We start from the raw sequence: 22,538 nt of genomic DNA, 5'->3' as shown, positions 1-22,538 counted from the left end.
CAGGCTTTCGGTGACCTGCTGGCCGACCAAGTGCGGGTGCTGGGCGCCGACCACCCCGGCACCCTCACCACCCGTAACAACCTCGCCCACTGGCGGGGGGAGGCGGGGGATGCGGCCGGGGCGGCACGGGCCCTCGCCGACCTGCTGGCCGACCAGGTGCGGGTGCTGGGCGCCGACCACCCCGGCACCCTCACCACCCGTAACAACCTCGCCCACTGGCGGAAGGAGGCGGAGAGAAGACCCGGGACCGAAGATGTCCGCCGTGACACACGCACTTGAGTGGCGGCGTTGGCGTCGGTGGGCCGCCATGGCTGGAGGCCGGGTAGGGCCGGTGCAGGCCGGAGGACGAGCTAGGCAGTTTCGTTTGGATCAGTCGGTCGTTGGTCCGGGTGCGCCGTTGACCGAGCCTCCGCCAACTTGAAGCCACAGGTCAAAGGGCTGGCGTGACCGATTCTCGGGGCGCTCACGCTGGTCGTGGGCGACCGCCAGAGGAGTAGATCGTCCGTCAGGGGGCGACTTGCCGATTCCTGCTCTCTGGGCCGTCACCGGCTTCGCCGCCACCCGCACCCACAAGCTCACCCCCGGCCAGAAGGCCGCCAACCGCGTCCTCGCCATCGGACGCGCCCCCGTCGAACACGGCTTCGCCCACCTCAAGAACTGGCGGATCCTCACCAAACTCCGCACCGACCCCGCCCGCGCCACCCACCTCCCGCGCGCCCTGCTCGTCCTGACGAACCTCGAAGTCAACCGCTGAGAGATCCACACAGCAGACAGTCACCCACGACGAATTCGAGTCTCCCGGCACCGGGCATACCGGCCCTTTGCCAGTGCCCCATTGAGCCGACCCCGGACGGCCCCTTGGAACCGGTGTGCGTCAGGGCTGAATGTTCTCCAGATCCTCAAGGAGGCTGGGGTGGGTCGGCTGCCACCCGAGGGCCTCGCGGGTGTGGGCGCTGGACGCCGGCTGGTCCATGGCGAAGATCGGGCCGAACGGGCCGAAGTTCTCCTGCGGAACTTCCTCAACCGGCAGGTCCAGTCGTCGGCCGATGACCGTCGCGATGTCCAGCACCGCGTCGCCCTCGTCGGCTACGGCGTGCCAGGCCGTCCCGGCCGGTGCGGACTCGAGGGCCAGACGGAACAGGACCGCTGCGTCGAGCGCGTGTACGGCCGGCCAGCGCTGGGTGCCGTCCCCCGGGTAGCCGGCCACCCCGGTGCGGCGCGCTTGATCGGTCAACAGGCCGGCGAATCCGCCGTTGCCCTCGTTGTGGACCGTGCGCGGCATGCGGACGGCCGTGCTGCGCACACCGCGCGAGGCGAGGTCCAGCAGCGCGTTGACCGAACGGCCCCGACCGCCCACCGGTCCGTCGGTCGGCAGCGGATCGGCCTCGACAGAGGCACGTCCCGGCACCCAGGGCGTGCCGGAGACCGTGACGATCGGGCGGTCGCTTCCGATCAGTTCCTGCCCCAGCACGGTGAGAGCGGCGCTCTCCTCGGCGATGGCCTGCGCGAGAGCGTCCGGACTGCCGTAGTCGCGCCCGAATGCCAGACTGATCACGCCGTCGCACTGCGCTGCGCCGGACCGCAGGACGTCGAGGTCCGCCAGTTCCCCTCGCAGCGCCTTGGCACCGGCTGTCTCGAGAGCCTGCGCGGAGCCGTCCGAGCGAGCCAGTGCGAGAACGGTGTGGCCGTTGCCGAGTAGTTCGGCGACGACGGCGGAACCGATGGTGCCGGTACCGCCCGTGACGAAGACATGCATGAGCTCTCCCTGAAAGTGATGGGACTCTTGTCCCATCACTGACCCTACACGGCGATGGGACAGGTGTCCCATCACCTATCCTGGTCTCATGGCTAGATGGCAACCGGGAGCGGCCCAGCGACTCGTCGTCGCGGCCGTCGACCTGTTCACCGAGCAGGGGTACGACGCCACCACGGTGACGCAGATCGCCGAGCGCGCCGGCGTCACCAAGAGCACCTTCTTCCGGCACTTCTCCGACAAGCGCGAGCTGCTGGTCGCCGGCCAGGAAACGCTCAGCAGGCTGCTCGCCGACGGCATCACCGAGGCCCCTGCGAGTGCCGGCCCGCTCCAGGCGGTAGCAGCCGGTCTCGAGCGCGCATCGAGCGCCATGGGACCAGCGAACCGCGAACTCGGCCCCCGCCTCAAAGCAGCCGTGGCAGCCAGCACCGAACTACAAGAGCGCGATGCCCTCAAGAGCGTCGGTCTCGCGGCAGCCATGACAGCCGCGCTCATCGCCCGCGGCGTCCCCGAAGCGACTGCGCAACTCGCGGGCGAGCTGGGCGTCCTCGCGTTCAAGCGAGGCTACGCCCAGTGGTCCGAAAGCGATCGTGATGACACAGAAGGGCTCGCGCCGCATGCACTGGCAGCCCTGGAAGAGCTGCGTGCGGCAACCGCATCGCTGGGTTGATCGACGCCGCTCGGCTGTCTTCGGCCGGAACCTGTCGGCGCCATGGGCACTTCGCCCGTCGACCGCCTCCGAGATTCCATGCTCTTCCTGACAGACCTCGAAGCCAATCGCTGACAGATGATCTACTGCGCAGACAGTCACCCACGGTCAGCGTGAGCACTCCGAGAGCCGGTCACGCCAGCCCTTTGACCTGTGACTTCAAGTTGGCGGAGGATCACTGCACCGCATCGTGTTGAGTCGGCTGCGCTGGGACGCGCGGACTCAGGCGTACTACGAGCGACGTGTGATGGAGGGCCAGAGACGGCGGGAGGTCATCCGCTGCCTCAAACGCTATGTGGCTCGCGAGGTCTACCGGCTGGTTCAGCAGGACCGCCGGGACCCCGAAGCGCACACCGGCTCTGCGACCCAGATCACGGCTGGGCGTGCCCCGGCCGTCCGCGTGAACCTAAGTTCTGTCTTCCGACTGGGGACGAGGCACTCAGCGCGGCAGCCAGCGCCGACTCCTGGCAGGCGGCGCCCGGCCGCTGGACCGGCAGTGATGAGCCGCAGCGCCTCACTGCCGCTGATAGCGAGCCTCTTGAGAGCGGCACTCAGGGAGCGCTCCCGACCAGCCGGAGAGCTGGCCGATCTTCCTCGTCCCCGAGCATCCGACGGACCTGGGGCACCCGCCAGGCCAGTTCACGTGCCAGCTCCGTAGTCGCGGAGCTGTACCCGCTCCAGGAAGCGGAGCAACGTGCGGCACACACCGTACAGACCTCAGGCAGTGCCGAGCGCCAGCTGTGGGGCCGGTGCGCCGTGTTTGGTTGCGGAGCACAGGTGGTGCAGGAGTGATGATGCGCCTCGGACGGCGAGGGCGAGGGAGGTCAGGGTCGGGTTGCAGGCGGTGGCGGTCGGGATGACGTTGTTGCCCGCGACCCACAGGCCCCGGGTGTTCCAGACGCGGCTGTGGCTGTCGCAGACGCTGGTGCCGTCGTCGGCGGGCCCCATGCGCGTGGTGCCCTGGTAGTGCAGCGAGCTGCCCGCGGGCAGGAGCACGGGGGAGGTGTCCAGGGGGATCCCCACGGCGGTGCCCGCTTCGGTGACGGCCTTCTTCGCTTGTTCGATGGTGGTGAGGTCGCGTGGGGTGTAGCGGTAGTGGATGCGCATGGCGGGCAGGCCGTACGCATCGGTCGTGGTGTCGTCGAACTCGACGCGGTCCTCGGCGGTGATGTCCTTGGCGCAGAACCAGCCCAGTCCGACGACCGTGCCGGGCTTGACCGTCGACTCGTTGGCGAGCGGGACCGGTGACGCGTCGAGCTGCATCACCTGGCCGTGGAAGGGGTGAGCATCGGTGTACGGGACCCAGCTGACGCCGCTCTGGGGGACGATGGCGCCGTCCTCGTCGCGGGCGCGGTCCGTGACGGCGCGGTGGGTGGTGACGACGTCGTCGGGCAGGCGGGCGGCGTGGACGATCTGCGGCTGGTCGTTGAGGTAGCGGCCCAGCGCGGGCGGGCGGATGCCGGAGGCGTGCAGGAGTTGCGGGGTGCGCAGGGCGTCCGCGGCCACGACGACCGCCCGTGCGGAGACCGTCCGCTCCTCGCCGTCGGCCAGGTTCTGTACGATCACTCCGGTCGCGGTGCCGGCGTCCAGGACGACGCGCAGGCACAGACAGCGGTCGGCGATCTCCACCCGCGGGTCGCGTGCCGCCGGGCCGAGGACGACATCCGTACCGCTCCAGGTGTGGGCGCCGTCGGGGCGCCTGGTGACGGCCAGGGGCATCGGGGCCACCCGGCGGTGGTCGGGCCGGCCGGGGTCGAAGAGGGCGGAGAGACGGGCGCGTACCTCGTCCGCGAAGGGGGCGTGGTCGAAGGCGTGGGCGTCGACGCGCAGGAGCTGCTCGGCCCGGGTGAGGTGGGCGTCCATCTCGGTGTCGGGGATGAAGCCGATGCGTTCGCCGTCGCCGGGGCGTGGGCAGGCGCCGGTCCAATGGGCGCCCATGCCGCCGACGTTGGTGGAGAGGGCGGCCGCGGGGAGGTCGGGGGCGCCGAGCAGGCGGGTGCCGGGTCGACCGGCCGGGCCGGGACCTTCGGAGGCGTGCTGGGCCAGCGCGCGTTCACCCGGGTCGGGGATGTTCTTCACGTGCGTGCCCGGCACGTCCGTCAGTCGCGGACCGGCGTCGAGCAGGAGGATGCGGGCGGTGGGGTGGTGGTCGTACACCTCGCGTACGTAGGTGCTGCCGGCGGGGCCGCTGCCGACGACGACGAGGTCGTAGGAGGTTGCCGAGGGGAGGGACATGGAGGGCTCCGGGTGAGGGTCAGGCCACGACGAGGGGGCGCAGGGTGTGGTGGGCGATGGTCAGGCCCTGGCAGACCTTGTCCGGGGTGCCGCCCCACAGGGGGTCCTCGTGCTCGACGGAGAGGGTGCCGGTGAAGCCCGCCTCGTAGAGGCGGTCGACCACGCGGGCCCAGTCGACCTGGCCGCGGCCCGGGACGCGGTAGCGCCACCAGCCGGTGGCCCAGGGGTCGCCGTTCTTGGCGGTGGTGCCGAAGAAGCCGTACCGGTTGCGGGCGACGGGGTCGAGCTCGATGTCCTTGGCCTGGGCGTGGACGATGCGGTCGGCGTAGGGCGTGATGGTGGCCAGGGGGTCGATGCCCAGCCACATCAGGTGGGAGGGGTCCCAGTTGAGGTACAGGCCGAGGGAGAACATCCACTCCCACAGCTCGGGGGAATAGGCGATGTTGCCGGGATGCCCGTCGGGGTGCCAGCCCTCCATCACGCAGTTCTCGATGATCAGTTTCACGCCGCGTTCGCTCGCGTGGTTGACGAGTTCGGGCAGGACGCGTTCGGCCTCCCGCTGGTTGTCGGGCACGCTGCGGGCCGGGTCGCGGCCGATGAAGGTGCCGACGTACGGCACGCCGAGGGCCTGGGCCGCGTCGACGGCGTGCTTGAGGTGGGTGCGGATCTCCTCGCGGCGGACGGGGTCGGGATGGAGGTTGTTCTCGTAGTACGCCAGGGCCGAGATCTCCAGGCCGGTTTCCTCCGTCAGCCGCTGTACGCGCTCGCGTTCGGCCGCGTCGAAGCGGGCGACGTCGATGTGGGCCGCCTCGAAGTCGCGTCCGCCGGTGCCGGGCCAGACGGCGACCTCCAGGCAGTCGTATCCGGCTCGCGCGGCCCAGCCGGCGACCTCCTCGAGCGGCCAGGTGGGCAGGCAGGCGGTGAGCATGCCGAGTTTCATGCGGGGACCTCCGTCCATGTGGCGTCGTCGGCGGCCGAGTCGAGCACGGCCTGGGTCAGGCGGGCGGCGCGCAGCCCGGCGTCGAAGGTGGGCAGGCCGTCGACGCTCTCGCCCCGCACGGCGGCGTAGGTGTCGGCGACGAAGTCGGTGAAGCACGCGCGGTAGCCCTGCGGATGGCCGGGCGGGAGTGCGTCCGGGCGTCCCCCGTCGCGTGCTGGGTCGCGGGTCAGCACGCGGTCGGCGTCCCGGCCGCCGATCCAGAGGCGTTCGGGGTTCTCCTGGTCGAAGACGTAACTGGCGTCCGGGCCGTCGAAGGAGAACCACAGCCGGTTCTTGCGTCCGGCGCTGGCCTGGCTGACGACCAGGGAGCCGAGCGCTCCGGTGTCGGTGCGGAAGGAGATCACTCCGCCGTCCTCGGTGGCGACGGCCCGGCCCGCGCGGACGGGGTGGGCGCGACCGAGCGTGGCCTGCACGGCGGTGATGCGCTGCCCGGTGACGAACTCCATCAGGTCGCACCAGTGGATGCCGATGTCACCGAAGGCCCGGCTGCCGCCTCCGCGTCCTGCGTCCACCCGCCAGTTGTCGGTTTCCGCGTCGGCGAGCCAGTCCTGGAGGTAGGAGCCGTGCAGCAGCCACGGCCCGCGGGCGTCGGCCGCGATCAGCGAGCGTGCCAGCCGTACGGATGCGTAGAAGCGGTAGACGAAGGGCACGGTGGCCACGCGGCCCGTCCGCGCCGCGAGATGCGCGAGGTCGTCCGCTTCCTTCACCGAGACCGCCAGCGGCTTCTCGCAGACCACGTGCTTGCCGGCCTCCAGCGCCCGCCGGGCCATGTCGTGGTGCAGATGGTTGGGCGTGCAGATGTGGATGACGTCCACGTCCGAGGCCAGTACGTCCTCGAAGGCGGCCGGCGCGGCACCGGGAACGGCTTCGGCCAGCTCCCGGGCGCGGGCGGGCGAGCTGCCGGCGACCAGGCGCACCCGGCCCCTCGCCGCCGTGACGGCACGGGCGTGGACGGAGCCCATGAAGCCCGTGCCCACGATCGCGGCCTCTGTCTGCTGCGTCATGGCAGCCTCCGGCTTCTCCTGCGATGGGTATCTGCGACGCGTAGTGATGCGCATGGACGGACAGCACTATTGCACGTGGCATGCAAAAGTCGTCAAGGGTGTGCTCCGTCACGGCAGAAGTGCGGAATGATGTCGGCATGTCACGCCGCCCCCCGACCGCCGTCGATCAGTACGAGGCCCTCGCCACCGTCCTGCGCCTGGTGCGCCGCAACCGGGCCCGCACCCGCCCGGAACTGGGTGCCGCCGCCCTCCTGGGGCGCACCGTCATCTCCCAGCGGGTGGAGGAGGCCATGGAACTGGGCCTCCTGGAGGACGCCGACACCGGCCCGTCGAGCGGCGGGCGGGCGCCCAGGCGGCTGCGGTTCCGCTCCGAGGAGGGGCTGGTGCTGTCGGCGGTGCTCGGTGCGGCGGCGCTCGACGTGGCGGTGACCGACCTCGACGGCGGCGTACTGGAGCACCGGCACCTGGAGTGGCCCGTCGCGCGCGGCCCCGAGGAGACGCTCGAATTCCTCGACGGCCAGTTCGCGGGCCTGCTCAAGGAGCGCGACGCGGCCCGGCTGTGGGCCGTGGTGATCGGGCTCCCCGGACCGGTGGAGTTCGCGACGGGCCGTCCCTCACAGCCTCCGATCATGCCGGGCTGGGACGGATACGACCTGCGTGGACGCCTCCAGGACCGCTACGGCGTGCCGGCCTGGGTCGACAACGACGCCAACCTGCTGGCCCTCGGCGAGGCATGGACCACAGGGCTCGACGACGACCGGCACATGATCTACGTGAAGGCCGGCACCGGCATCGGTGCGGGCATCGTGAGCGGGGGGCGGATCCACCGCGGCAGCAAGGGCTCCGCCGGCGACATCGGGCACGCGCGCGTGCTGGAGGACAGCTCCGTGATGTGCCGGTGCGGGCGGACCGGCTGCCTGGAGGCGCTCGCGGGCGGCTGGGCGCTGGCCCGGGACGCGGTGACCGCCGTGCACGAGGGGCGCAGTCGCTTCCTGGCCGACGTCCACCGGGCCACCGGGGAGATCACGCCCGCCGACATCGGCCTCGGTGTCGCGACCGGGGACCCGTGGTGTCTGACCGCGGTGGCGCGGGCCGGTGAGCGCATCGGCAGCCTGATGGCCGCCCTGGTGAACTTCTACAACCCCGACTGCCTGGTCTTCGGCGGCGGCGCGGTCACCGGCGCGGAGACCTTCCTGCGCGTCGTCGACCACGCGGTGCGCAGCCGGGCCCTGCCCCTGGCCTCGGCGGATCTGGCCATCCGAGCCTCCGCCGCGGGCGAGACCGGTGGCGTCGTGGGCGGCGCTCATCTCGCCGTCGAGGTCCTTTTGTCGGCGGATGCGCTCGCGGCCTGGGCGCCGTACGGAAAGCCGTCGGCGGTGGAGCCCGCCCGGCTCGTGGGCGGAGCCTGACACCCGCTTGGCCTCACCCGCCCGGGCCCAGGGGCGTCCGGCGGACGGATACCGGCAGGGTGACGCATCCGTCCTGTCCAACTCGCGTACAGGCTCCCCTGGAACCATTGACTTATGTCTGGCGCGTGCATAAGTTCCCACGGCAGTGAGCGGACTCAGGACGACGTCCGCCGCAGTCACCGGCAGCCGCCCTCCCGCTCCGCCTTCCGCGCGTCGCGGCGGCCCGCCCCTGCCTCCCGAAGGGACTCGACGATGAGTGCCGTGCCCTCACCCGCCACCGGCGTGGCCGCCCCTCCCTCCGCCGAGCCGCCTCCACTGACCAGGTCCGCCCAGTTCGGCTACGGGCTCGGCGACCTGGCGTCCAACCTGACCTGGACCACGCTGACGGCGTTCCTCCTGTTCTTCTACACCGATGTCGCCGCCCTGACCGCCGCCACCGCCGGCACCATCCTGCTGATCGGCCGGATCGCGGACGCCGTCATCGACCCGGTCGTCGGCCTGGCCGTCGACCGCACCCGCACCCGCTTCGGCCGCGCCCGCCCCTACCTCATCTTCGCCGCGCCCGTCCTCGGCCTCGCCTTCGCCCTGGCCTTCACCTCGCCCGGCACCGGCACCACGGCGGTGATCTGGGCCGCGGTCACCTTCGTCGTCGTCGGCGTCTGCCACTCGCTCGTCAACGTCCCCTACGGCGCGATGCTGCCCATGCTCACCGACGACACCGACACCCGCCTGAAGATGAGCGGCTACCGGTTCGTCGGCGCCTCACTCGGTCTGATCACCGTCTCCCTCGCCGTCATGCCGCTCGTCGAAGCCCTCGGCGGCGCCGACCGGGCCCGCGGCTTCACCGGCATGGCGATCGTCCTCGGCGCGGCCGGCACCCTGCTCTACTGGATCGTCGCCCTGCTGTGCCGGGAACGCCCCGCCCCGCCGGCCGCCCGCGAGGCCACCTCCCTGCGCGCCCTCGCCTCCCTGCCCCGCAACCGCCACTGGCTCGGGGTGAGCGCCGCCTCCTTGGCCGCCTTCGTCCGCCTCGGCATCATCACCGCCGGCGCCGTCTACTATGCCCGCGACGTCCTGAACGACACCTGGGCCACCAGCTACATCCTGCTCGCCTTCTCCCTCTCCGCGCTCGCCGGCTCCCTCGTCACGCCCTGGTGTCTGAGCCGTGCCGGAAAGCGCCGCGGCATCGTCATCGGCCTCGTCGCGACGGCCGCCCTGTACGTCCTCCTCTTCTTCCTGGACGGACAGCCGGCCGCGTTCATCGCCGTGTTCCTCCTCGCCAACCTGCTCGGCGGCTTCGGCTTCGTCGCCGCGCCGGCGCTCGTCTCGGACACCATCGACCACCACGAGACCCTCACCGGCCGCCGCGACGAGGGCCTGCTCTACGCCGGATACAGCTTCGCCACCAAGGTGGGCACCGCCCTCGGCGGCTCCCTCTTCGCCTGGGCGCTGGCATGGGGCGGCTATCACGCCGACCACGTCTCCGCCGGCGCGAGCCGCGCCATCGAGTGGGCCTTCATCGGCCTCCCGGCCGTGCTCTGCCTGGTCCAGGCGGCCTGCATGCGCCTGTACGACCTGGAGCGGCACGACGCCTGACCGTGGAGCCGACGCCGGGCCACCCCCCTCACTCCCCACACCGAACAACGAAGGACGACCATGCTCGAACGCCCGATCATCCAGCAGCGGTGCTTCCGCAACGCGACCGACGACACCGGCGCCACGGGTTTCCAGCTCCAGCTGCGCAACCCCAACTACCGCGGCATCGCCGGCAGCCTCGTCGACGGCGCCGATGTGGTGGTCGACGGCCACTCCTTCCCCCGTCAGGACCAGCGCTGGAGGCTGCAGGGCCGCACCTTCACCCTGGACGAGCTCCGCGCCTCAACGGACGTACGGTGGCAGCTCGACGAGCCTGCCACGCTCTTCATCCCTCACGCAGGCGGCCTGAGCGCGGGCGTCCACCACATCGAGGTCGCCGTCCACCTGCGCCGGCCCTACATCCCCGAGATCGCCGGACCGTCGGTGTTCCGCTCCACTGCCGCAGCCACGATCGTGCCCCGTGACACCGCGACCCATGGTCTGCGCCACGGAGTCTCCCTCTACAGCTACTCCGGCGACCTCTACACCTCGATGACCCTAGAGGACGCCATGGCCGACATCGCCGACCTCGGCGCCACCGGCATCGAGATCCTCGGCGAAGGCAACATCCCCGGCTATCCGCACCCCGACCCGGCCTGGACCGACACCTGGCACCGGCTGCTGGACCGGTACGGACTCACCCCGACGAACTACGGCTCCTGGGTCGACACCGCCATGTGGCGCGACCGCGACCTCACCGTCGAGGAGGGCAGGGCCCAGCTCGAACGCGACCTGCGCCTGGCCAAACTGCTCGGGTTCACCTCGATCCGCCCGAAGTTCGGCGTCGTCACCCCTGACCTCGACCCGCACCCCATCTGGCAGCCCGCCGTCGAACGCGTCCTCGACCTCGCCACCGACCTCGACATCGTCATCTGCCCGGAGATTCACAGCCCCACCCCGATCAAGCACCCGGTCACCCAGGCATACCTCGATTTCATCGACCGGACGGGCAGCGACCACTTCAAGCTCCTCGTCGACACTGGCATCTTCCAGACGGCGCCGGTCGACGACGGCCACGAGGGCTTCGAGGGCAAGAAGCGCCCCGCGTTCCTGGAACCCCTGGCCGTTCCCCTGTCCGACCTGGCCGACGTACTTCCGCACGTGCACTTCATCCAGGCGAAGTTCTTCGAGATCGACGACCAGCTCACCGACCTGCACATCCCCTGGCCGGAAATCATCTCGACACTGCGCGCGGCCGACTGGCAGGGCTGGCTGTCGAGCGAGTACGAGGGCCGGCGCGAGCCCTACCGAGGCCGTGACCAGGTCCGCCGCCAGCACGCCCTGCTGCGCACCCTGAACCGGAACACGGACCTCGGCTGACGGCCGGACCCGGTACGCCCCTCACCTTTGGCGAGCGGTTCCCTAGACTGGGCGGGTGTCCACCTCCCAAAAGCGCCCCGCGAAGTCGTCCGGCATCCGAGCTCCCAAGCAGGAGCGCAGCCAGCGGTCTTTCGAGCTGGTGCTGGAGACCACGCTGGAACTGCTCGCCGAGAAGGGCTACCAGGGTTTCTCGCTCACCGAGGTGAGCCGCCGTTCCAAGGTGTCGGTGGGCGCCATCTACACCCGGGTCGACGGCAAGGACGACGTCCTGCGCGCGGCGCAGGAGCGGTTCCAGGAGCTGCTGTCCGCCGAGCATCGGGAGCTGGTCCGCGGCGACCGGTGGGAGGGGAAGTCTCTGGCGGGCCTGCTGCCCGAACTGGTCGAGGAGTTCGCCCGTCTGCTGGAGCGGCGCGGGAAGGTGCTGGGCGCCTTCATGCAGTTGGGCGCGGTGGACGAGACGGTGGCCAGGGTCGGCAAAGCGGGCTACTTCGATTTGCGGGACCGCTTCACGGCCCTGCTCCTGGAGCGCCGTGACGAGATCCGCCACCCCGATCCGGAGCGGGCGGTCAGCTCCTGCTTCGTGACCGTCTACGCGACGCTCGCCCGCGCCATGGCGCTGGACGTCGCGGTGGAGGCCGCGGAGGAGGCGGGGGGCAGCAGCGGTGACCTGTCCGTGCTCATCGAGGACCTGGGCGGGATGGCGTTGTCGTTCCTGCGCTGTGACGCGCCTGCGGGGAACTGAGACCCTCGCGGAATTGAGACTTCAGTGCCGGACGCCCTCGCGTCCGGCACTCCGCCGTCTCAACCGGTGGGACCCGCACGGAAGGTGCCGGTCCGGTCGACGTACACACGGAAGCGGTGGAAGACTTCCCTGCTGGAGCGGGCCAGACGGATCTCCCAGCGGCCGGCCCGCGGCCGCCAGCCGCGCGTCCGGGGGTCCCAGACACTGAAGTCCCGTGCGTTCAGGGGGATGTCGACCCGCAGCTTCGCCGGTCCTGGGCCGACCTGGACGGCGGCGAAACCCACCAAGTGTTGTTCTGGGCGGCCGGGCTCCCCTGTACCGGTCTCCGTGAGCGGGGCGGCGTACACCTGGACCACCTCCTTGCCGCCCTGTCCGGCCCCGCTGTCGAGCGTGACTCCGGCCAGGGCTAGGTGCCGCCCGGTGGGGTCGGCGTGCAGATGCGCGGCGCGCCAGCGGATGTCCGCGTACCCGAGACCGTGGCCGAAGCAGAAGCGGGGCGTCGTCCGCAGCGCGTCGAAGTGCCGGTGGCCGACCAGGACGCCCTCGGTGTAGGCGAGGCCGCCGTCACCGGTTGGGTCGGCCGACGGCACGGCGTGGTCGGAGTCCTTGCGGGCCAGGGTGACCGGGAGCCGACCGCCGGGCTCGAGCACCCCGGTCAGGACGTCGGCCAGGGCCGGCCCGTACTCCTGGCCGGGGAACCAGGTCAGCAGCACGGCCGCCGCCCGGTCCGCCCACGGCATGTCCACGGCGAAGGGGGCGTTCACCACCACGACGGTGCGCGGATTCACCGCGCAGACCCGCTCGATCAGGTCGGTCTGGGCGGTTGGCAGGGCGAGCGAGTCACGGTCCTGGCTTTCCAGCGAACTGTCCTGGGTGACCCCGGCGAACACGATCGCCGTGTCCGCCGTACGGGCGGCGCGCACCGCGCGCTCGGCTAGATCGGCCGGCACGGTGGGACGCCCGCCGAACTGCATGCCCTGGGCGCGGCCCCCGCCGGTGAAGCGCATCTCGAAATCGACGCGCACCTGCCGGCCGGCGGCCAGCTCGACCGGGATCCGGGTGACGTCGCCGTGGAGCAGCGCCCCCATCACATCGGCGGGCCGGGCCCGTGAGCCCCCGCGCCCGGCCTCCGCACCGTCGATGAACAGGCGTACGTCGCCCGTGCCGGCGAAGTGGAAGTCGTAGGTGCCGTCGCTGTCGGGCGTGAGCAGGCACGATGCCCGTACGAGGCCGGCGGGCGCGGCGGGCAGGCCGGCAAGGGCGCCGATGCCGGGCAACTCGGTGAACCAGACGAGGAGCCCGGTGGCCCGGGTGTCGGTGGCCAGCGGCTCGGAAACGGCACCGTCGGTGCTGATCCGGTGGTAGGTGACGGTGAAACCGAGGTGGTCGGGTGCATCGGCGGCTCGCGGGCCGAGCGGCAGCAGCGAGGGGACGCGGGGCTCGGACGGGGCGCCGGGTTCATGGGCCGCCAGGCGGTGACCGAGCGTGTCGCGCAGGGCCGCCAGAGGGGTGCGGACCTCGGGCCCGAGCGCGATCCGGGCGAAGGTGCCGCCCTGGTAGGCGGGTTCGTCCGCGTTGGGACCGATCACCGCGACGGACGCGTCGTCGGCCAGGGGCAGAGCGGAGCGGTCGTTCTTGAGGAGGACGAAGGAGTCCGCCGCCGCCCCGTGCAGCACCCGCCGTGCCTCGGCGGCAGGTCGGGGGCGGGGGAGACGTCCGGATGTGCGCCGGGACAGCAAGGCCAGACGTTCGACGGCATGCTCCACCGCGGTCACGGAGACGTCACCGGCCCGCACGGCCGTCGCGGCGGCCGGACCGAGGTGGCGGGCCGGCCCCGGCATCTCCAGGTCGAGGCCCGCGGTCAGTGGACCGACGGTGGAGTGGGTGCCGAACCAGTCGGACGTCACCACGCCGTCCCAGCCCCACTGCTCGCGCAGGACGCGGGTGAGCAGGTCGGGGTGTTCGGCGCAGTGACGTCCGTTCACCTTGTTGTAGGCGGCCATCATCGCCCACACACCGGCGCGGGCCGCGGCGGCGAAGGGAGCCAGATAGACCTCGTGGAGCGTCTGTTCATCGATCCGGACGTCGTAGCCGTGGCGGCCCGTCTCCGTGTCGTTGCACACCAAATGCTTGGCGCAGGCCGCGACGCCCTTGCTCTGCACACCGGTGATCCAGGCGGCGCCGAGCGTGCCGGCGAGATACGGGTCCTCGCCGAAGTGCTCGAAGTTCCGCCCGCCCGCAGGGCTGCGGCTGAGATTCAGGTTGGGTCCGAGCAGGACGTCCACGTCGCGCGCGGCGGCCTGTTCACCGAGCAGTTCCCCGACAGCGCGTACGGTTCCGGGGTTCCAGGTGGCGGCCAGCGCGGCGCCGCAGGGCGCCAGCAGGGAGACGTCCCGCTCGTCGAGAAGGCCGCCGGTGACGCCCATGGGCCCGTCGACCAGGCGCAGGGCGCGCACCTGACGTTCCGGATCGGAGTGCGTGGTCCGCATGTCGGCGCCGGCGGTGAGGCGGGCCAGAGAGTTCAGGTCGTTCAGATCGTCCAGGTCGTTCATGGGGTCACAGGGCCTTCGTCGGTGAACTGTCGTCGCGGGCGGATGGCGATCGGCGTGCCCACGCCACCACGGGGGCGGGCGGACACGACGGATGATCTGCCGCCGGGTTCAGGCTGCGCGCACGGCGGCCTGTGCCGCGGCGTGCCGCAGCGCGAAATCGTGGACCTGGGTGCCCAGCAGCTCCAGCTGGTCGGCCGCCGCGGCGTCCGCACAGGTGCCGTCGGCCTCGAAGAGCCTGGTCCGCGCCGAGTTGAGGGTGACGCCCAGCGGTGTCGGCCAGCCGCGCATGGCGTGGACGATGTTACGCAGGGCGCTCAGCGTGGTCCCGCACGCCTGCCAGCCGGCCGCCGTGACCACCAGGCCGACAGCGCGTCCGTCGAAGTAGACCCGGCTGTCGTCGCGCAGGTCCTCGAGCAGGTCGACGGCGTTCTTCACCAGTCCGGAGATGCCGCCGTGGTAGCCGGGGGAGCCGATGACCAGCCCGTCGGCACGGCGCACGGTGTCGACCAGGCGCCGCTGCTCCTCGCTGCGCTCGGGCCGCTCGGGAGCGTAGTGGGGGAGTGAGGCGAGGAAGTCGCCACCGAAGTGCACGGTGCGCGCGCCGCGCCGCTCGGCGGCGGTGAGGGCGGTGCGCACGGCCAGTTCGCTGCTGGAGCCGGGGCGGGTGGTGCCGCCGATACCGACGATGAGGTGGCTCATGACGTGGGGATCGCCTTACTGGTCGGTGGAGCGGAAGCGGGGCATGACCTCGTCGGCGAACAGGCGCAGGGAGGACTGGGTGAGCGCGTACCGCTCGGGAGTGAGGGGGCCGTTGGTGAAGCCCATGAGGATGTTTCCGACACCCAGCCGCTCGTAGTGGCTCAGCTGTTCGGCGACCGTGTCCGGACTGCCGTACAGGCACCAGGTGCGGATCCAGTCCTCGGACAGCGCGTTCGGCGGGTCGGGCAGGTCGACACCGCTGATCGCTTCGGCGCGCTTGTTGAAGGCGTGCTCGCGTTCGATGGCCTCCTGGTAGGCGCCGAGGATCGTCTCCAGTTCCTCACGCGCCTGCTCGTCGGTGGCGGCGACGTGCACGCACTGGTAGGAGTGGGTGGTCCAGGACATGCAGTCGTTGATGACGCTCTGCGGCTGCCCGGAGCCGGCCATGGCCGCGTGGTAAGCGTCGAGGTACTTCTGGAAGGCGGCCGACGGCTCCCCGCTCGCCGGGATCGGTGGGACGAAGGCGGGGATGAAGGCGGGCCAGCCGTACTTCGCGGCGCGGGCGGTGCTCGCTTCGCGCATCGCCACGCTCATCAGCCGGTGGCGGTCGCTGTAGGGGGCGGGCACGATCCGCTGGACCACGGCTCCCTTGTAGGGGCCGTGCTCGAACTCGATCGGTTCGTCGTCGACCTTCTTCGCCCACAGCCGCTGCACCAGTTCGACCTGGGCGTCCATGAGGTGCTTGGAGTCCTGGAAGTTCACACCGAACCCGATGGTCTCCTCAGGGGTGGTGCCCGAACCGATGCCGACCAGCAGCTTTCCGCCGGTGAGGTGGTCGAGGAGGTTGACCCGCTCGGCGAAGCGCACTGGGTGGTGCAGCGGCAGCGTGGTCACCGAGAAGCCGTAGTGCACGTTCCGTGTCCGGCCGGTCAGGTACGCCGCGAACAGGAAGGGGTCCGACGCCATCGGCGCGTAGCCGGTGAAGTGGTGGTCGGGCAGGAAGACGGCGTCGAAGCCGAGCCGGTCGGCCTCCATAGCGTGGTCGGCCAGGGTCTGGATGACGTACGAGTCGTCGTCGGGACCGGTGGAACGGCCGACGAGGAACACGGAGAAGCGCACGGGGCACCCCCAGGTCGTGAATCAGAATTGAGATTCTGAAACTAGGGCCGACCGGCCCCGTCGTCAAGGTTGAAAGGCAAGAAACAAAAACAGAATTCTGTATTGACTACGCGATGTCGGCATGACACGTTTCGGCCACCGACCTCACAGCGGAACGCTCAGCGTCCCGCGCGCCGACACGGCAGGGTGCGCCGAGCCGCAGCAGGCCCGCACCCGCCGCTCCGTCCCCTTCTCCGTCTTCACAACGAAGTGAGCGTGCGTGCACATGGCAGATCCGACGCTCGCGGCAGCGCCCGCGCGGACCGTCCCGCGGCGGCTGACCCGCGGCGAGAAGCTGGGCTTCGGCCTCGGCGACCTCGCCTCCAACCTCTCCTGGAACTTCACCGGCAGCTTCCTGCTGTACTTCTACACGAACGTGGCCGCGATCTCGGCGGCTGTCGCCGGCACCCTCATGCTGGTCGCCCGTGTCCTCGACGCGATCGCCGATCCCTTGGTCGGCGCGGCCGTCGACCGCACCCGCAGCCGCCACGGACGCGCCCGCCCCTACCTGCTGTACGGCGCGATCCCGTTCGGCGTCCTGTCCGTGCTCACCTTCGTCTCACCCGACCTGTCCCACTCCGGCAAGGTCGTCTACGCAGCGGTCACGTTCCTGCTCATGGGCGTCGTGTACTCGATCGTCAACATCCCCTACGGCGCGCTGATGCCGCTCATGACCCGCGATGGACACGAGCGCATGCAACTGGGCACGGCCCGCGCCGTCGGCATGTCGATCGGCACCATCTTCGTCGCCGTCGCCACCCCGCACCTGGTCACGGCGTTCGGCGGCGGCAGCGAGGAGCGCGGCTACCTCCTCACCGCCGTCCTGCTCGGCGCCGGCAGCGCGGCCTTCTTCCTGCTCACCTTCCGCACCACCACCGAGCACTACCGCGACCTGCCCACGACGGAGGCGGCGGGCAAGACCGTCACCGGCGCCTGGACCACGGTCAAACAAGGGCTCCGCAACGGCCCCTGGGTGCTGGCCGCCCTGTTCATGGTGGTCAACTTCACCCGCCTGGGGCTACTCACCACCGTCACTGTCTACTTCTCCCTGTATGTCCTCAAAGCCCCCTGGACCATCTCCATCCTGCTCCCGCTGATCTCCGGATCCCTGCTCGTCGGCTCACTGGCCGCGCCCCGCTACTTCGCACGCCTGGGCAAGCGCCGCGGCAACGTCCTCGCCCTGGCCGGGGGCGCGCTGCTGTACGCCGTCATGCCCTTCACCGAGTCGGTCCTCCCCCTGTTGATCACCGTCTACGTGTGCGCCTGTCTGGTCATCAGCCTCAGCCTCACGTCCAGTTTCACCCTCGTCGCGGACGCGGTGGACTATCACGAGTGGAAGTTCGGCAACCGGGCCACCGGGCTGCTGAATGCCGCCCAGTCCCTCGCCACCAAGCTCGGCACCGCACTGGGCAGCGCGCTGGTCGCCGGCGTCCTCGCCCTGACCGCCTTCGACCCCGACCATGTGGCCGGGGCAACGGTGACCGGCCTGCGCTGGCTCTACTACGGAGCGCCGATCGCCCTGCTGCTGCTCCAACTCCTGGTCATGTCGTTCTGGCGGATGGACACCCTGCACCCGCGCATCCTCGAAGAGCTCAAGGAACGACAGAAGTGATCCACGCATGTCCGTGAGGGCGATGCCGCCCTCATACCTCGTACTGGGAAGCCCGGCGGCCGTCTACCGGGGGTCATCGAGGTGGCCCAGCGTCAAGAGGCTGGCGGAGGTCGGCAGATCGTGGCCACTACGTCCGCCTCGGGTAGGAGGTCCGCCACAGCGGTGAGTGCCTCTGGCACGTCGTGGGAGCGGATAGCGCCGCTGCTGCCGGGTGTTGACGGGCGGGGCCGTCCGTGGCGGGATCACCGGCAGGTGATCAATGGGGTGTTGTGGTGGTTGCGGACCGGTGCTCCGTGGCGTGACCTGCCCGAACGGTACGGGCCGTGGCAGACGGTCTACGAGCGGTTCGCCCGGTGGGAGGCGGACGGGACCTGGGCCCGCCTGCTCGAGGAGGTCCAGGTCCGCGACGACTCGGTTGGGGCGGTGGAGTGGACCGTGTCGGTCGACTCCACGATCAGCCGCGCCCACCAGCACGCCGCCGGCGCCCGCAAAAAGGGGCGGCGGCGGGGGACGAACTGGAAGATCCGGCACGCGCGCAGGCTGGCCAGGCGCTCGGCCGGTCCCGCGGCGGGCTGACCACCAAAGTGCACCTGGCCTGCGACGGCCGGGGCCTGCCCCTGGCCGTCGTCGTCACACCGGGCAACGTCAACGACTCCACCGTCTTCGACGCGGTCCTGAACGCCGTGCGAGTGCCCCGGGCAGGCGTCGGCCGGCCGCGCCGCAGGCCCGACGTGGTCATCGCCGACAAAGCGTATTCGTCACGGGCGATCCGCCAGATGCTGCGAGGCCGGGGCATCCGGGCAGTGATCCCGGAGAGGGACGACCAGAAGGCCGACCGCGTGCGGCGCGGACAGGCCGGAGGCAGACCTCCGGCCTTCGACCGCGACCTCTACAAGGCCCGCAATGTCGTCGAACGCTGCTTCAACCGACTCAAGCAGTTCCGCGCCATCGCCACCCGCTTCGACAAGCTCGCCACCCGCTACCGGGCCGGACTCCACCTCGCAGCACTCATCCTCTGGCTCCGCGAACCCCGACAAAATCATCTGTCAGACACGGCCCAGGCGCCTCGATGGCGCTTATGGCGCGAGAACCGCTTCGGTCTCGTTCTTTCCGCTCTCAACCTCGGCCACAGGGAGGCGCTTGTTGCGGCGGACCGAGGACCAGAAGGAGGCGCCGATCAGGACCACGCCGATCATGCCGGTGATGAACTCGTTGATCTCGTACTGGATGGTCACCAGGAGGACGACGGCCAGGGCGCCGATGGCGTAGTGGGCGCCGTGCTCCAGGTAGACGTAGTCGTCGAGGGTGCCCTCGCGGACCAGGTAGACCGTGAGCGAACGGACGTACATGGCGCCGATGCCCAGGCCGAGGGCCATCAGGACGATGTCGTTGGTGATGGCGAAGGCGCCGATGACGCCGTCGAAGGAGAACGACGCGTCCAGGACCTCCAGGTAGAGGAACATGAAGAACGCGGCCTTGCCGGCCAGCTTGACCGCCGACTTGGGTTTGCCGGCCCACTCGGACTGCTCCTCGGCCTCGTTCTCGCGCTCCTCCTCTTCGAGCTTCTCCTCGAAGAAGCCGGAGAGGCCGCCGACGACCAGGTAGGTGATCAGACCGGCGATACCGGAGAGCAGGACCGTCTCCGCCTTGTCGGCGTGGGTGCCGCCGTGCTGGTGGGCGTGGGCGCCGAAGGTGATCGAGGAGATCAGCAGCACGATCAGGGCGATGCAGACCGACAGCATGTCGACCTTGCCGAGCTTGGCCAGCGGCCGCTCCAGCCAGCCGAGCCACTTGATGTCCCGGTCCTCGAAGATGAAGTCGAGGAAGATCATGAGGAGGAACATGCCACCGAAGGCGGCGATCGACGGGTGCGCGTCGGTCACCAGCTCCTGGTAGCGGTCCTTGTCGGTGAGGGCGAGGTCGACGGCCTCGATGGGCCCGAGCGACGCGCTGACCGCGACGATGACGACCGGGAAGACCAGGCGCATGCCGAAGACGGCGATCAGGATGCCGATGGTGAGGAAGATCTTCTGCCAGAAGGCATTCATCTTCTTCAGGATCCCGGCGTTGACCACCGCGTTGTCGAAGGACAGCGAGATTTCCAGGATGGACAGGATCGCCACCACTGCGAAGGCGGCCCACCCCCCGTAGAAGATCGCGGCCACCAGGCCGAGCGCGGTGACCGCGAACGACCACCCGAAGGTCTTCAGGATCACCGGTCAGTTCACCGTGCCTTCGGGGAGGAGGGCGATGCCGTCGTCGTCGGCGTGCAGCATGTCGCCGGGGCGGAAGGTGACTCCGCCGATGGTGACGGGCACGTCGACGGCTCCGGCGGAGTCCTTGGCACTCTTGCGGGGGATGGTGCCCAGCGCTTTGATGCCGAGCCGGAGGCCGGCCAGGGTGGCGCTGTCGCGGACGGCGCCGTGCAGGACGAGGCCGGCCCAGCCGTTGTCCTGGGCGGCCCCGGCGATGAGGTCGCCGACCAGGGCGGTGCGCAGGGAGCCGCCTCCGTCGACGACGAGGACGGCGCCTTCGCCCGGGGTGCGCAGCAGGTCGCGCAGGAGGCCGTTGTCCTCGTGGCAGGAGACGGTCCGGACGCGGCCGGCAAAGCTCCGGTGGGCGCCGAACTGGCGGAACTGCATGTCGCAGACGCGCAGGTCTGTGCCGTACTGGTCGACGAGGTCGGCGGTGGGGACGGGGGTGACTGTCTCGGGCATGGTGATGCTCCTCTTCGTTCGGGGCTGCCGCGCCCGCGTTTCATCCGGCCGTCAGGAGGATGGGGGCGCGAGCGCGGCAGCCTGCTCGGGGGTGAGGGGACGGGTGGCGTGTCCTCGCAGGAGGAGGTGCAGCTTGGCGGTCTCCTCCAGTTCCTCGATCGCGTCGGCGGCCTGTTCCATCGACGCGCTGGCGACGACGGGCCCGTGGTTGGCGAGGAGGAGGGCGTGGTGGGTGCGGGCCGTCCGTTCGGCGAGCGGTTCGAGGCTGCTGTCACCTGGGGCGTGATAGGGGAGGAGGGGCAGCTTTCCGACGCGCATGGCGTAGTAGGCGGTGAGCGGGGGCAGCGCGTCGGCAGGGTTCACGTCGTCGAGGCAGGAGACGGCGGCGGCGTGGGTGGAGTGCAGGTGGACGACTGCCTGGGCGCCGGGGCGGGCCCGGTAGAAGGCGGCGTGCAGGAACGCCTCCTTCGTGGGCCGGGGGCCGTCCAGGTGCTTGCCGTGCAGGTCGGTGCGGGACAGCTCGGCTTCCTCGACGGTGCCGAGGCTGGACCCGGTGGGGGTGAGGAGCAGGGTGCCGTCGGCCAGGCGGAGGGACAGGTTGCCGGTCGAGCCGTGTGTCAGACCGCGGGTGAAGAGCGAGCGGTACGGACGATGAGCGTCCGGGCGGCCGACTCGTCGGCGTAGGCGGTCACTCGGCCTCCGTGAGGGCGCGGGTGAACAGGTCGGGGGCGCCGAAGTTGCCGGACTTCAGCATGAGGGCGAGGTCGCCGCTCTTGGTGGTGGCGTAGGTCCAGGGCACACCCGGGTCGGCCTCCTCGCCGACGAGGACGGCGCGGACACCGAGGGCGGTGGTGACGGCGCCTGACGTCTCCCCTCCGGCCACCAGAAGACGGCGTACGCCGCGTTCGACCAGGTGGGTGGCGAGGGCGCCGAGCAGTTCTTCGACCTGCGCGGCGGCCTCGGCGACACCCAACTGGGCCTGTACGGCTGCCAGTTCCGCCGGTGACGCGGAGGCGTAGATCAGGACGGGCAGGTCAGTGTCCTGTCCGTCGTACCAGGTGAGGGCCTCGCCGGTGACGTCGCGGCCGGAAGCGGCGGCGAGGACGTCGAGGTGGAGGGAGGGCAGACCGGCGGCGTAGAACTGGGCGATCTGCTCCAGGGTGCGGGCCGAGCAGCTGCCGGCAAGGACGGCCGCCCGACCGTCGCGCGGCCAGGCTTCGGCGGCGGCCGTACCGGCGGCCGGGTAGGCGTGTCCGAGTCCTTCGGCGAGGCCGGCGGCACCGGCGACGACCGGCAGTTCGAGCGTGGCGGCACCCAGAACGGCGAGGTCCTCGTCGGTGAGGGCGTCGGCGATGATGTGCCGGACGCCGGACTGCTGGTGGGCTACGACGGCGTCCCGGACGGCTTCGACCCCGCGGCGGACGGTGGTCCAGTCGATCAGGGCCACCTGGTGGCGGGTCTGCGCGGACAGCAGGCGTACCAGCGCGGAGTCTGTCATGGGGTTGAGGGGGTGGTGGCGCAGCGGTGAGTCGGACAGCAGTTGGTCGTGGACGAAGAGGTGGCCCTGGTAGACCGTGCGGCCGTTGGGCGGGGAGGCCGGGCAGTGCAGGGTGACGCCGGCGCCGGCGGCGTCCATCAGGGCGTCGGTGACCGGACCGATATTGCCCTGCGGGGTGGAGTCGAAGGTCGAGCAGTACTTGAAGTACACCTGCGCGGCGCCCTTGGACCACAGCCAGCGCTGGGCGGCGAGGGAGTCGGCGACGGCCTCGTCGGCGGGTGTCGAGCGCGACTTGAGGGCGACCACGGCGGCGTCGCAGTCCGCCGGGAGCGCGGTCGTGTCGTCCGGGGTGCCGAAGACCAGTGCGGTGCGCAGGCCGGCACGCCGGAAGGCCGCGGCGACATCGGTGCCGCCGGTGAAGTCGTCGGCTATGCAGCCGATGCGCAGGGTCATGGTCGGGGTCTCTCCTCGAACGTGAGGGTGGTACGGGAAGCG

The 22,538-nt window shown here is 70.9% G+C and carries 19 protein-coding genes and 1 pseudogene; 9 read left to right on the top strand and 11 right to left on the bottom strand.

Annotated features, from left to right (window positions below; genetic code table 11):
* Both ACZ3IG_RS21325 and ACZ3IG_RS21320 read left to right on the top strand, forming a co-directional pair.
* Positions 1 to 279 (top strand): tetratricopeptide repeat protein (locus tag ACZ3IG_RS21325; RefSeq protein ID WP_467433957.1); only part of this gene is annotated, 279 nt, incomplete at its 5' end.
* Positions 280 to 517: 238 nt separating this feature from the next.
* Positions 518 to 754 (top strand): transposase family protein, encoded by a 237-nt coding sequence (locus tag ACZ3IG_RS21320; protein ID WP_467433956.1) that lies wholly within the window; start codon positions 518 to 520, stop codon positions 752 to 754.
* 120 nt (positions 755 to 874) lie between these two features.
* Here the strand turns inward: ACZ3IG_RS21320 and ACZ3IG_RS21315 are convergent, their stop codons facing one another.
* A complete protein-coding gene (locus ACZ3IG_RS21315) occupies positions 875 to 1,756 on the bottom strand; it encodes an SDR family oxidoreductase (protein ID WP_467434079.1) in 882 nt (293 codons plus the stop codon).
* A gap of 88 nt (positions 1,757 to 1,844) precedes the next feature.
* Here ACZ3IG_RS21315 and ACZ3IG_RS21310 point away from each other — a divergent pair, with 88 nt between their 5' ends.
* A complete protein-coding gene (locus tag ACZ3IG_RS21310) occupies positions 1,845 to 2,423 on the top strand; it encodes a TetR/AcrR family transcriptional regulator (protein WP_387517061.1) in 579 nt (192 codons plus the stop codon).
* 756 nt (positions 2,424 to 3,179) lie between these two features.
* On the opposite strand, the gene ACZ3IG_RS21305 is transcribed toward ACZ3IG_RS21310, so the two are convergent.
* From ACZ3IG_RS21305 to ACZ3IG_RS21295, 3 genes are read right to left on the bottom strand one after another with little or no spacing between them, the layout of a single operon-like run.
* Positions 3,180 to 4,697 carry a GMC oxidoreductase gene (locus tag ACZ3IG_RS21305; RefSeq protein WP_467433955.1) on the bottom strand — a complete coding sequence of 506 codons (1,518 nt, stop codon included), beginning with the start codon at positions 4,695 to 4,697 and terminating at the stop codon, positions 3,180 to 3,182.
* Positions 4,698 to 4,716: 19 nt separating this feature from the next.
* Positions 4,717 to 5,637, bottom strand: coding sequence for a sugar phosphate isomerase/epimerase family protein (locus tag ACZ3IG_RS21300; protein ID WP_467433954.1), 921 nt, complete (start codon positions 5,635 to 5,637; stop codon positions 4,717 to 4,719).
* Positions 5,634 to 6,701, bottom strand: a complete 1,068-nt coding sequence (locus tag ACZ3IG_RS21295) for a Gfo/Idh/MocA family protein (RefSeq protein WP_467433953.1) — start codon at positions 6,699 to 6,701, stop codon at positions 5,634 to 5,636. The genes ACZ3IG_RS21300 and ACZ3IG_RS21295 overlap by 4 nt, the downstream gene beginning before the upstream one ends.
* A 137-nt stretch (positions 6,702 to 6,838) precedes the next feature.
* Here ACZ3IG_RS21295 and ACZ3IG_RS21290 point away from each other — a divergent pair, with 137 nt between their 5' ends.
* The 4 genes from ACZ3IG_RS21290 (at position 6,839) to ACZ3IG_RS21275 (ending at position 11,807) form a co-directional block, all read left to right on the top strand.
* Entirely contained in the window at positions 6,839 to 8,110 is a 1,272-nt protein-coding gene (locus ACZ3IG_RS21290; protein ID WP_467433951.1) for an ROK family protein, read from the top strand.
* Positions 8,111 to 8,371: 261 nt separating this feature from the next.
* A complete protein-coding gene (locus tag ACZ3IG_RS21285; protein ID WP_467433950.1) occupies positions 8,372 to 9,706 on the top strand; it encodes an MFS transporter in 1,335 nt (444 codons plus the stop codon).
* Between the two features lie 60 nt (positions 9,707 to 9,766).
* Positions 9,767 to 11,065: a C-glycoside deglycosidase beta subunit domain-containing protein gene (locus ACZ3IG_RS21280; protein WP_467433948.1), complete on the top strand. Its 1,299-nt coding sequence runs from the start codon at positions 9,767 to 9,769 to the stop codon at positions 11,063 to 11,065.
* Between the two features lie 55 nt (positions 11,066 to 11,120).
* Positions 11,121 to 11,807 carry a TetR/AcrR family transcriptional regulator gene (locus ACZ3IG_RS21275; RefSeq protein ID WP_467433947.1) on the top strand — a complete coding sequence of 229 codons (687 nt, stop codon included), beginning with the start codon at positions 11,121 to 11,123 and terminating at the stop codon, positions 11,805 to 11,807.
* Between the two features lie 59 nt (positions 11,808 to 11,866).
* Here the strand turns inward: ACZ3IG_RS21275 and ACZ3IG_RS21270 are convergent, their stop codons facing one another.
* The 3 genes from ACZ3IG_RS21270 to ACZ3IG_RS21260 all read right to left on the bottom strand — a co-directional run bounded on the left by ACZ3IG_RS21270 (position 11,867) and on the right by ACZ3IG_RS21260 (position 16,177).
* Positions 11,867 to 14,359, bottom strand: a complete 2,493-nt coding sequence (locus ACZ3IG_RS21270; RefSeq protein WP_467433946.1) for a glycoside hydrolase family 3 protein — start codon at positions 14,357 to 14,359, stop codon at positions 11,867 to 11,869.
* Positions 14,360 to 14,467: 108 nt separating this feature from the next.
* A complete protein-coding gene (locus ACZ3IG_RS21265; RefSeq protein ID WP_467433945.1) occupies positions 14,468 to 15,058 on the bottom strand; it encodes an NADPH-dependent FMN reductase in 591 nt (196 codons plus the stop codon).
* Positions 15,059 to 15,073: 15 nt separating this feature from the next.
* Positions 15,074 to 16,177: an LLM class flavin-dependent oxidoreductase gene (locus ACZ3IG_RS21260; RefSeq protein ID WP_467433944.1), complete on the bottom strand. Its 1,104-nt coding sequence runs from the start codon at positions 16,175 to 16,177 to the stop codon at positions 15,074 to 15,076.
* Positions 16,178 to 16,442: 265 nt separating this feature from the next.
* On the opposite strand from ACZ3IG_RS21260, the gene ACZ3IG_RS21255 reads away from it, so the two are divergent.
* Both ACZ3IG_RS21255 and ACZ3IG_RS21250 read left to right on the top strand, forming a co-directional pair.
* Positions 16,443 to 17,828, top strand: coding sequence for an MFS transporter (locus ACZ3IG_RS21255; RefSeq protein ID WP_467433943.1), 1,386 nt, complete (start codon positions 16,443 to 16,445; stop codon positions 17,826 to 17,828).
* 162 nt (positions 17,829 to 17,990) lie between these two features.
* Positions 17,991 to 18,880: pseudogene (locus ACZ3IG_RS21250) on the top strand (IS5 family transposase); the annotation flags it as partial.
* Positions 18,881 to 18,904: 24 nt separating this feature from the next.
* Here the strand turns inward: ACZ3IG_RS21250 and ACZ3IG_RS21245 are convergent.
* The 4 genes from ACZ3IG_RS21245 to otnK all read right to left on the bottom strand — a co-directional run bounded on the left by ACZ3IG_RS21245 (position 18,905) and on the right by otnK (position 22,496).
* A complete protein-coding gene (locus ACZ3IG_RS21245) occupies positions 18,905 to 20,044 on the bottom strand; it encodes a DUF475 domain-containing protein (RefSeq protein WP_467433942.1) in 1,140 nt (379 codons plus the stop codon).
* Positions 20,045 to 20,047: 3 nt separating this feature from the next.
* The gene (gene rraA, locus ACZ3IG_RS21240; RefSeq protein WP_467433941.1) at positions 20,048 to 20,545 is read right to left on the bottom strand and encodes a ribonuclease E activity regulator RraA; all 498 of its coding nucleotides are present in this window, start codon (positions 20,543 to 20,545) and stop codon (positions 20,048 to 20,050) included.
* A 51-nt stretch (positions 20,546 to 20,596) separates the two neighbouring features.
* Positions 20,597 to 21,130, bottom strand: coding sequence for a class II aldolase/adducin family protein (locus ACZ3IG_RS21235; RefSeq protein ID WP_467434078.1), 534 nt, complete (start codon positions 21,128 to 21,130; stop codon positions 20,597 to 20,599).
* Positions 21,131 to 21,233: 103 nt separating this feature from the next.
* Complete coding sequence (gene otnK / locus ACZ3IG_RS21230) at positions 21,234 to 22,496, bottom strand: 3-oxo-tetronate kinase (protein ID WP_467433940.1); 1,263 nt, start codon at positions 22,494 to 22,496, stop codon at positions 21,234 to 21,236.
* Between the last annotated feature and the right edge of the window lie 42 nt (positions 22,497 to 22,538).

The organism is Streptomyces sp. NPDC016677 (assembly GCF_055562815.1).
The sequence above is the reverse complement of the archived record's forward strand: the minus strand, read 5'-3'. Positions and strand labels throughout refer to the sequence as shown.

What these genes read in the sequence shown, in the direction of transcription:
- ACZ3IG_RS21315 (WP_467434079.1), bottom strand. Translation starts at nt 1,756, where the DNA reads ATGCATGTCTTCGTCACGGGCGGTACCGGCACCATCGGTTCCGCCGTC.
- ACZ3IG_RS21310 (WP_387517061.1), top strand. Translation starts at nt 1,845, where the DNA reads ATGGCTAGATGGCAACCGGGAGCGGCCCAGCGACTCGTCGTCGCGGCC.
- ACZ3IG_RS21305 (WP_467433955.1), bottom strand. Translation starts at nt 4,697, where the DNA reads ATGTCCCTCCCCTCGGCAACCTCCTACGACCTCGTCGTCGTCGGCAGC.
- ACZ3IG_RS21300 (WP_467433954.1), bottom strand. Translation starts at nt 5,637, where the DNA reads ATGAAACTCGGCATGCTCACCGCCTGCCTGCCCACCTGGCCGCTCGAG.
- ACZ3IG_RS21295 (WP_467433953.1), bottom strand. Translation starts at nt 6,701, where the DNA reads ATGACGCAGCAGACAGAGGCCGCGATCGTGGGCACGGGCTTCATGGGC.
- ACZ3IG_RS21290 (WP_467433951.1), top strand. Translation starts at nt 6,839, where the DNA reads ATGTCACGCCGCCCCCCGACCGCCGTCGATCAGTACGAGGCCCTCGCC.
- ACZ3IG_RS21280 (WP_467433948.1), top strand. Translation starts at nt 9,767, where the DNA reads ATGCTCGAACGCCCGATCATCCAGCAGCGGTGCTTCCGCAACGCGACC.
- ACZ3IG_RS21270 (WP_467433946.1), bottom strand. Translation starts at nt 14,359, where the DNA reads ATGAACGACCTGGACGATCTGAACGACCTGAACTCTCTGGCCCGCCTC.
- ACZ3IG_RS21265 (WP_467433945.1), bottom strand. Translation starts at nt 15,058, where the DNA reads ATGAGCCACCTCATCGTCGGTATCGGCGGCACCACCCGCCCCGGCTCC.
- ACZ3IG_RS21255 (WP_467433943.1), top strand. Translation starts at nt 16,443, where the DNA reads ATGGCAGATCCGACGCTCGCGGCAGCGCCCGCGCGGACCGTCCCGCGG.
- rraA (WP_467433941.1), bottom strand. Translation starts at nt 20,545, where the DNA reads ATGCCCGAGACAGTCACCCCCGTCCCCACCGCCGACCTCGTCGACCAG.
- otnK (WP_467433940.1), bottom strand. Translation starts at nt 22,496, where the DNA reads ATGACCCTGCGCATCGGCTGCATAGCCGACGACTTCACCGGCGGCACC.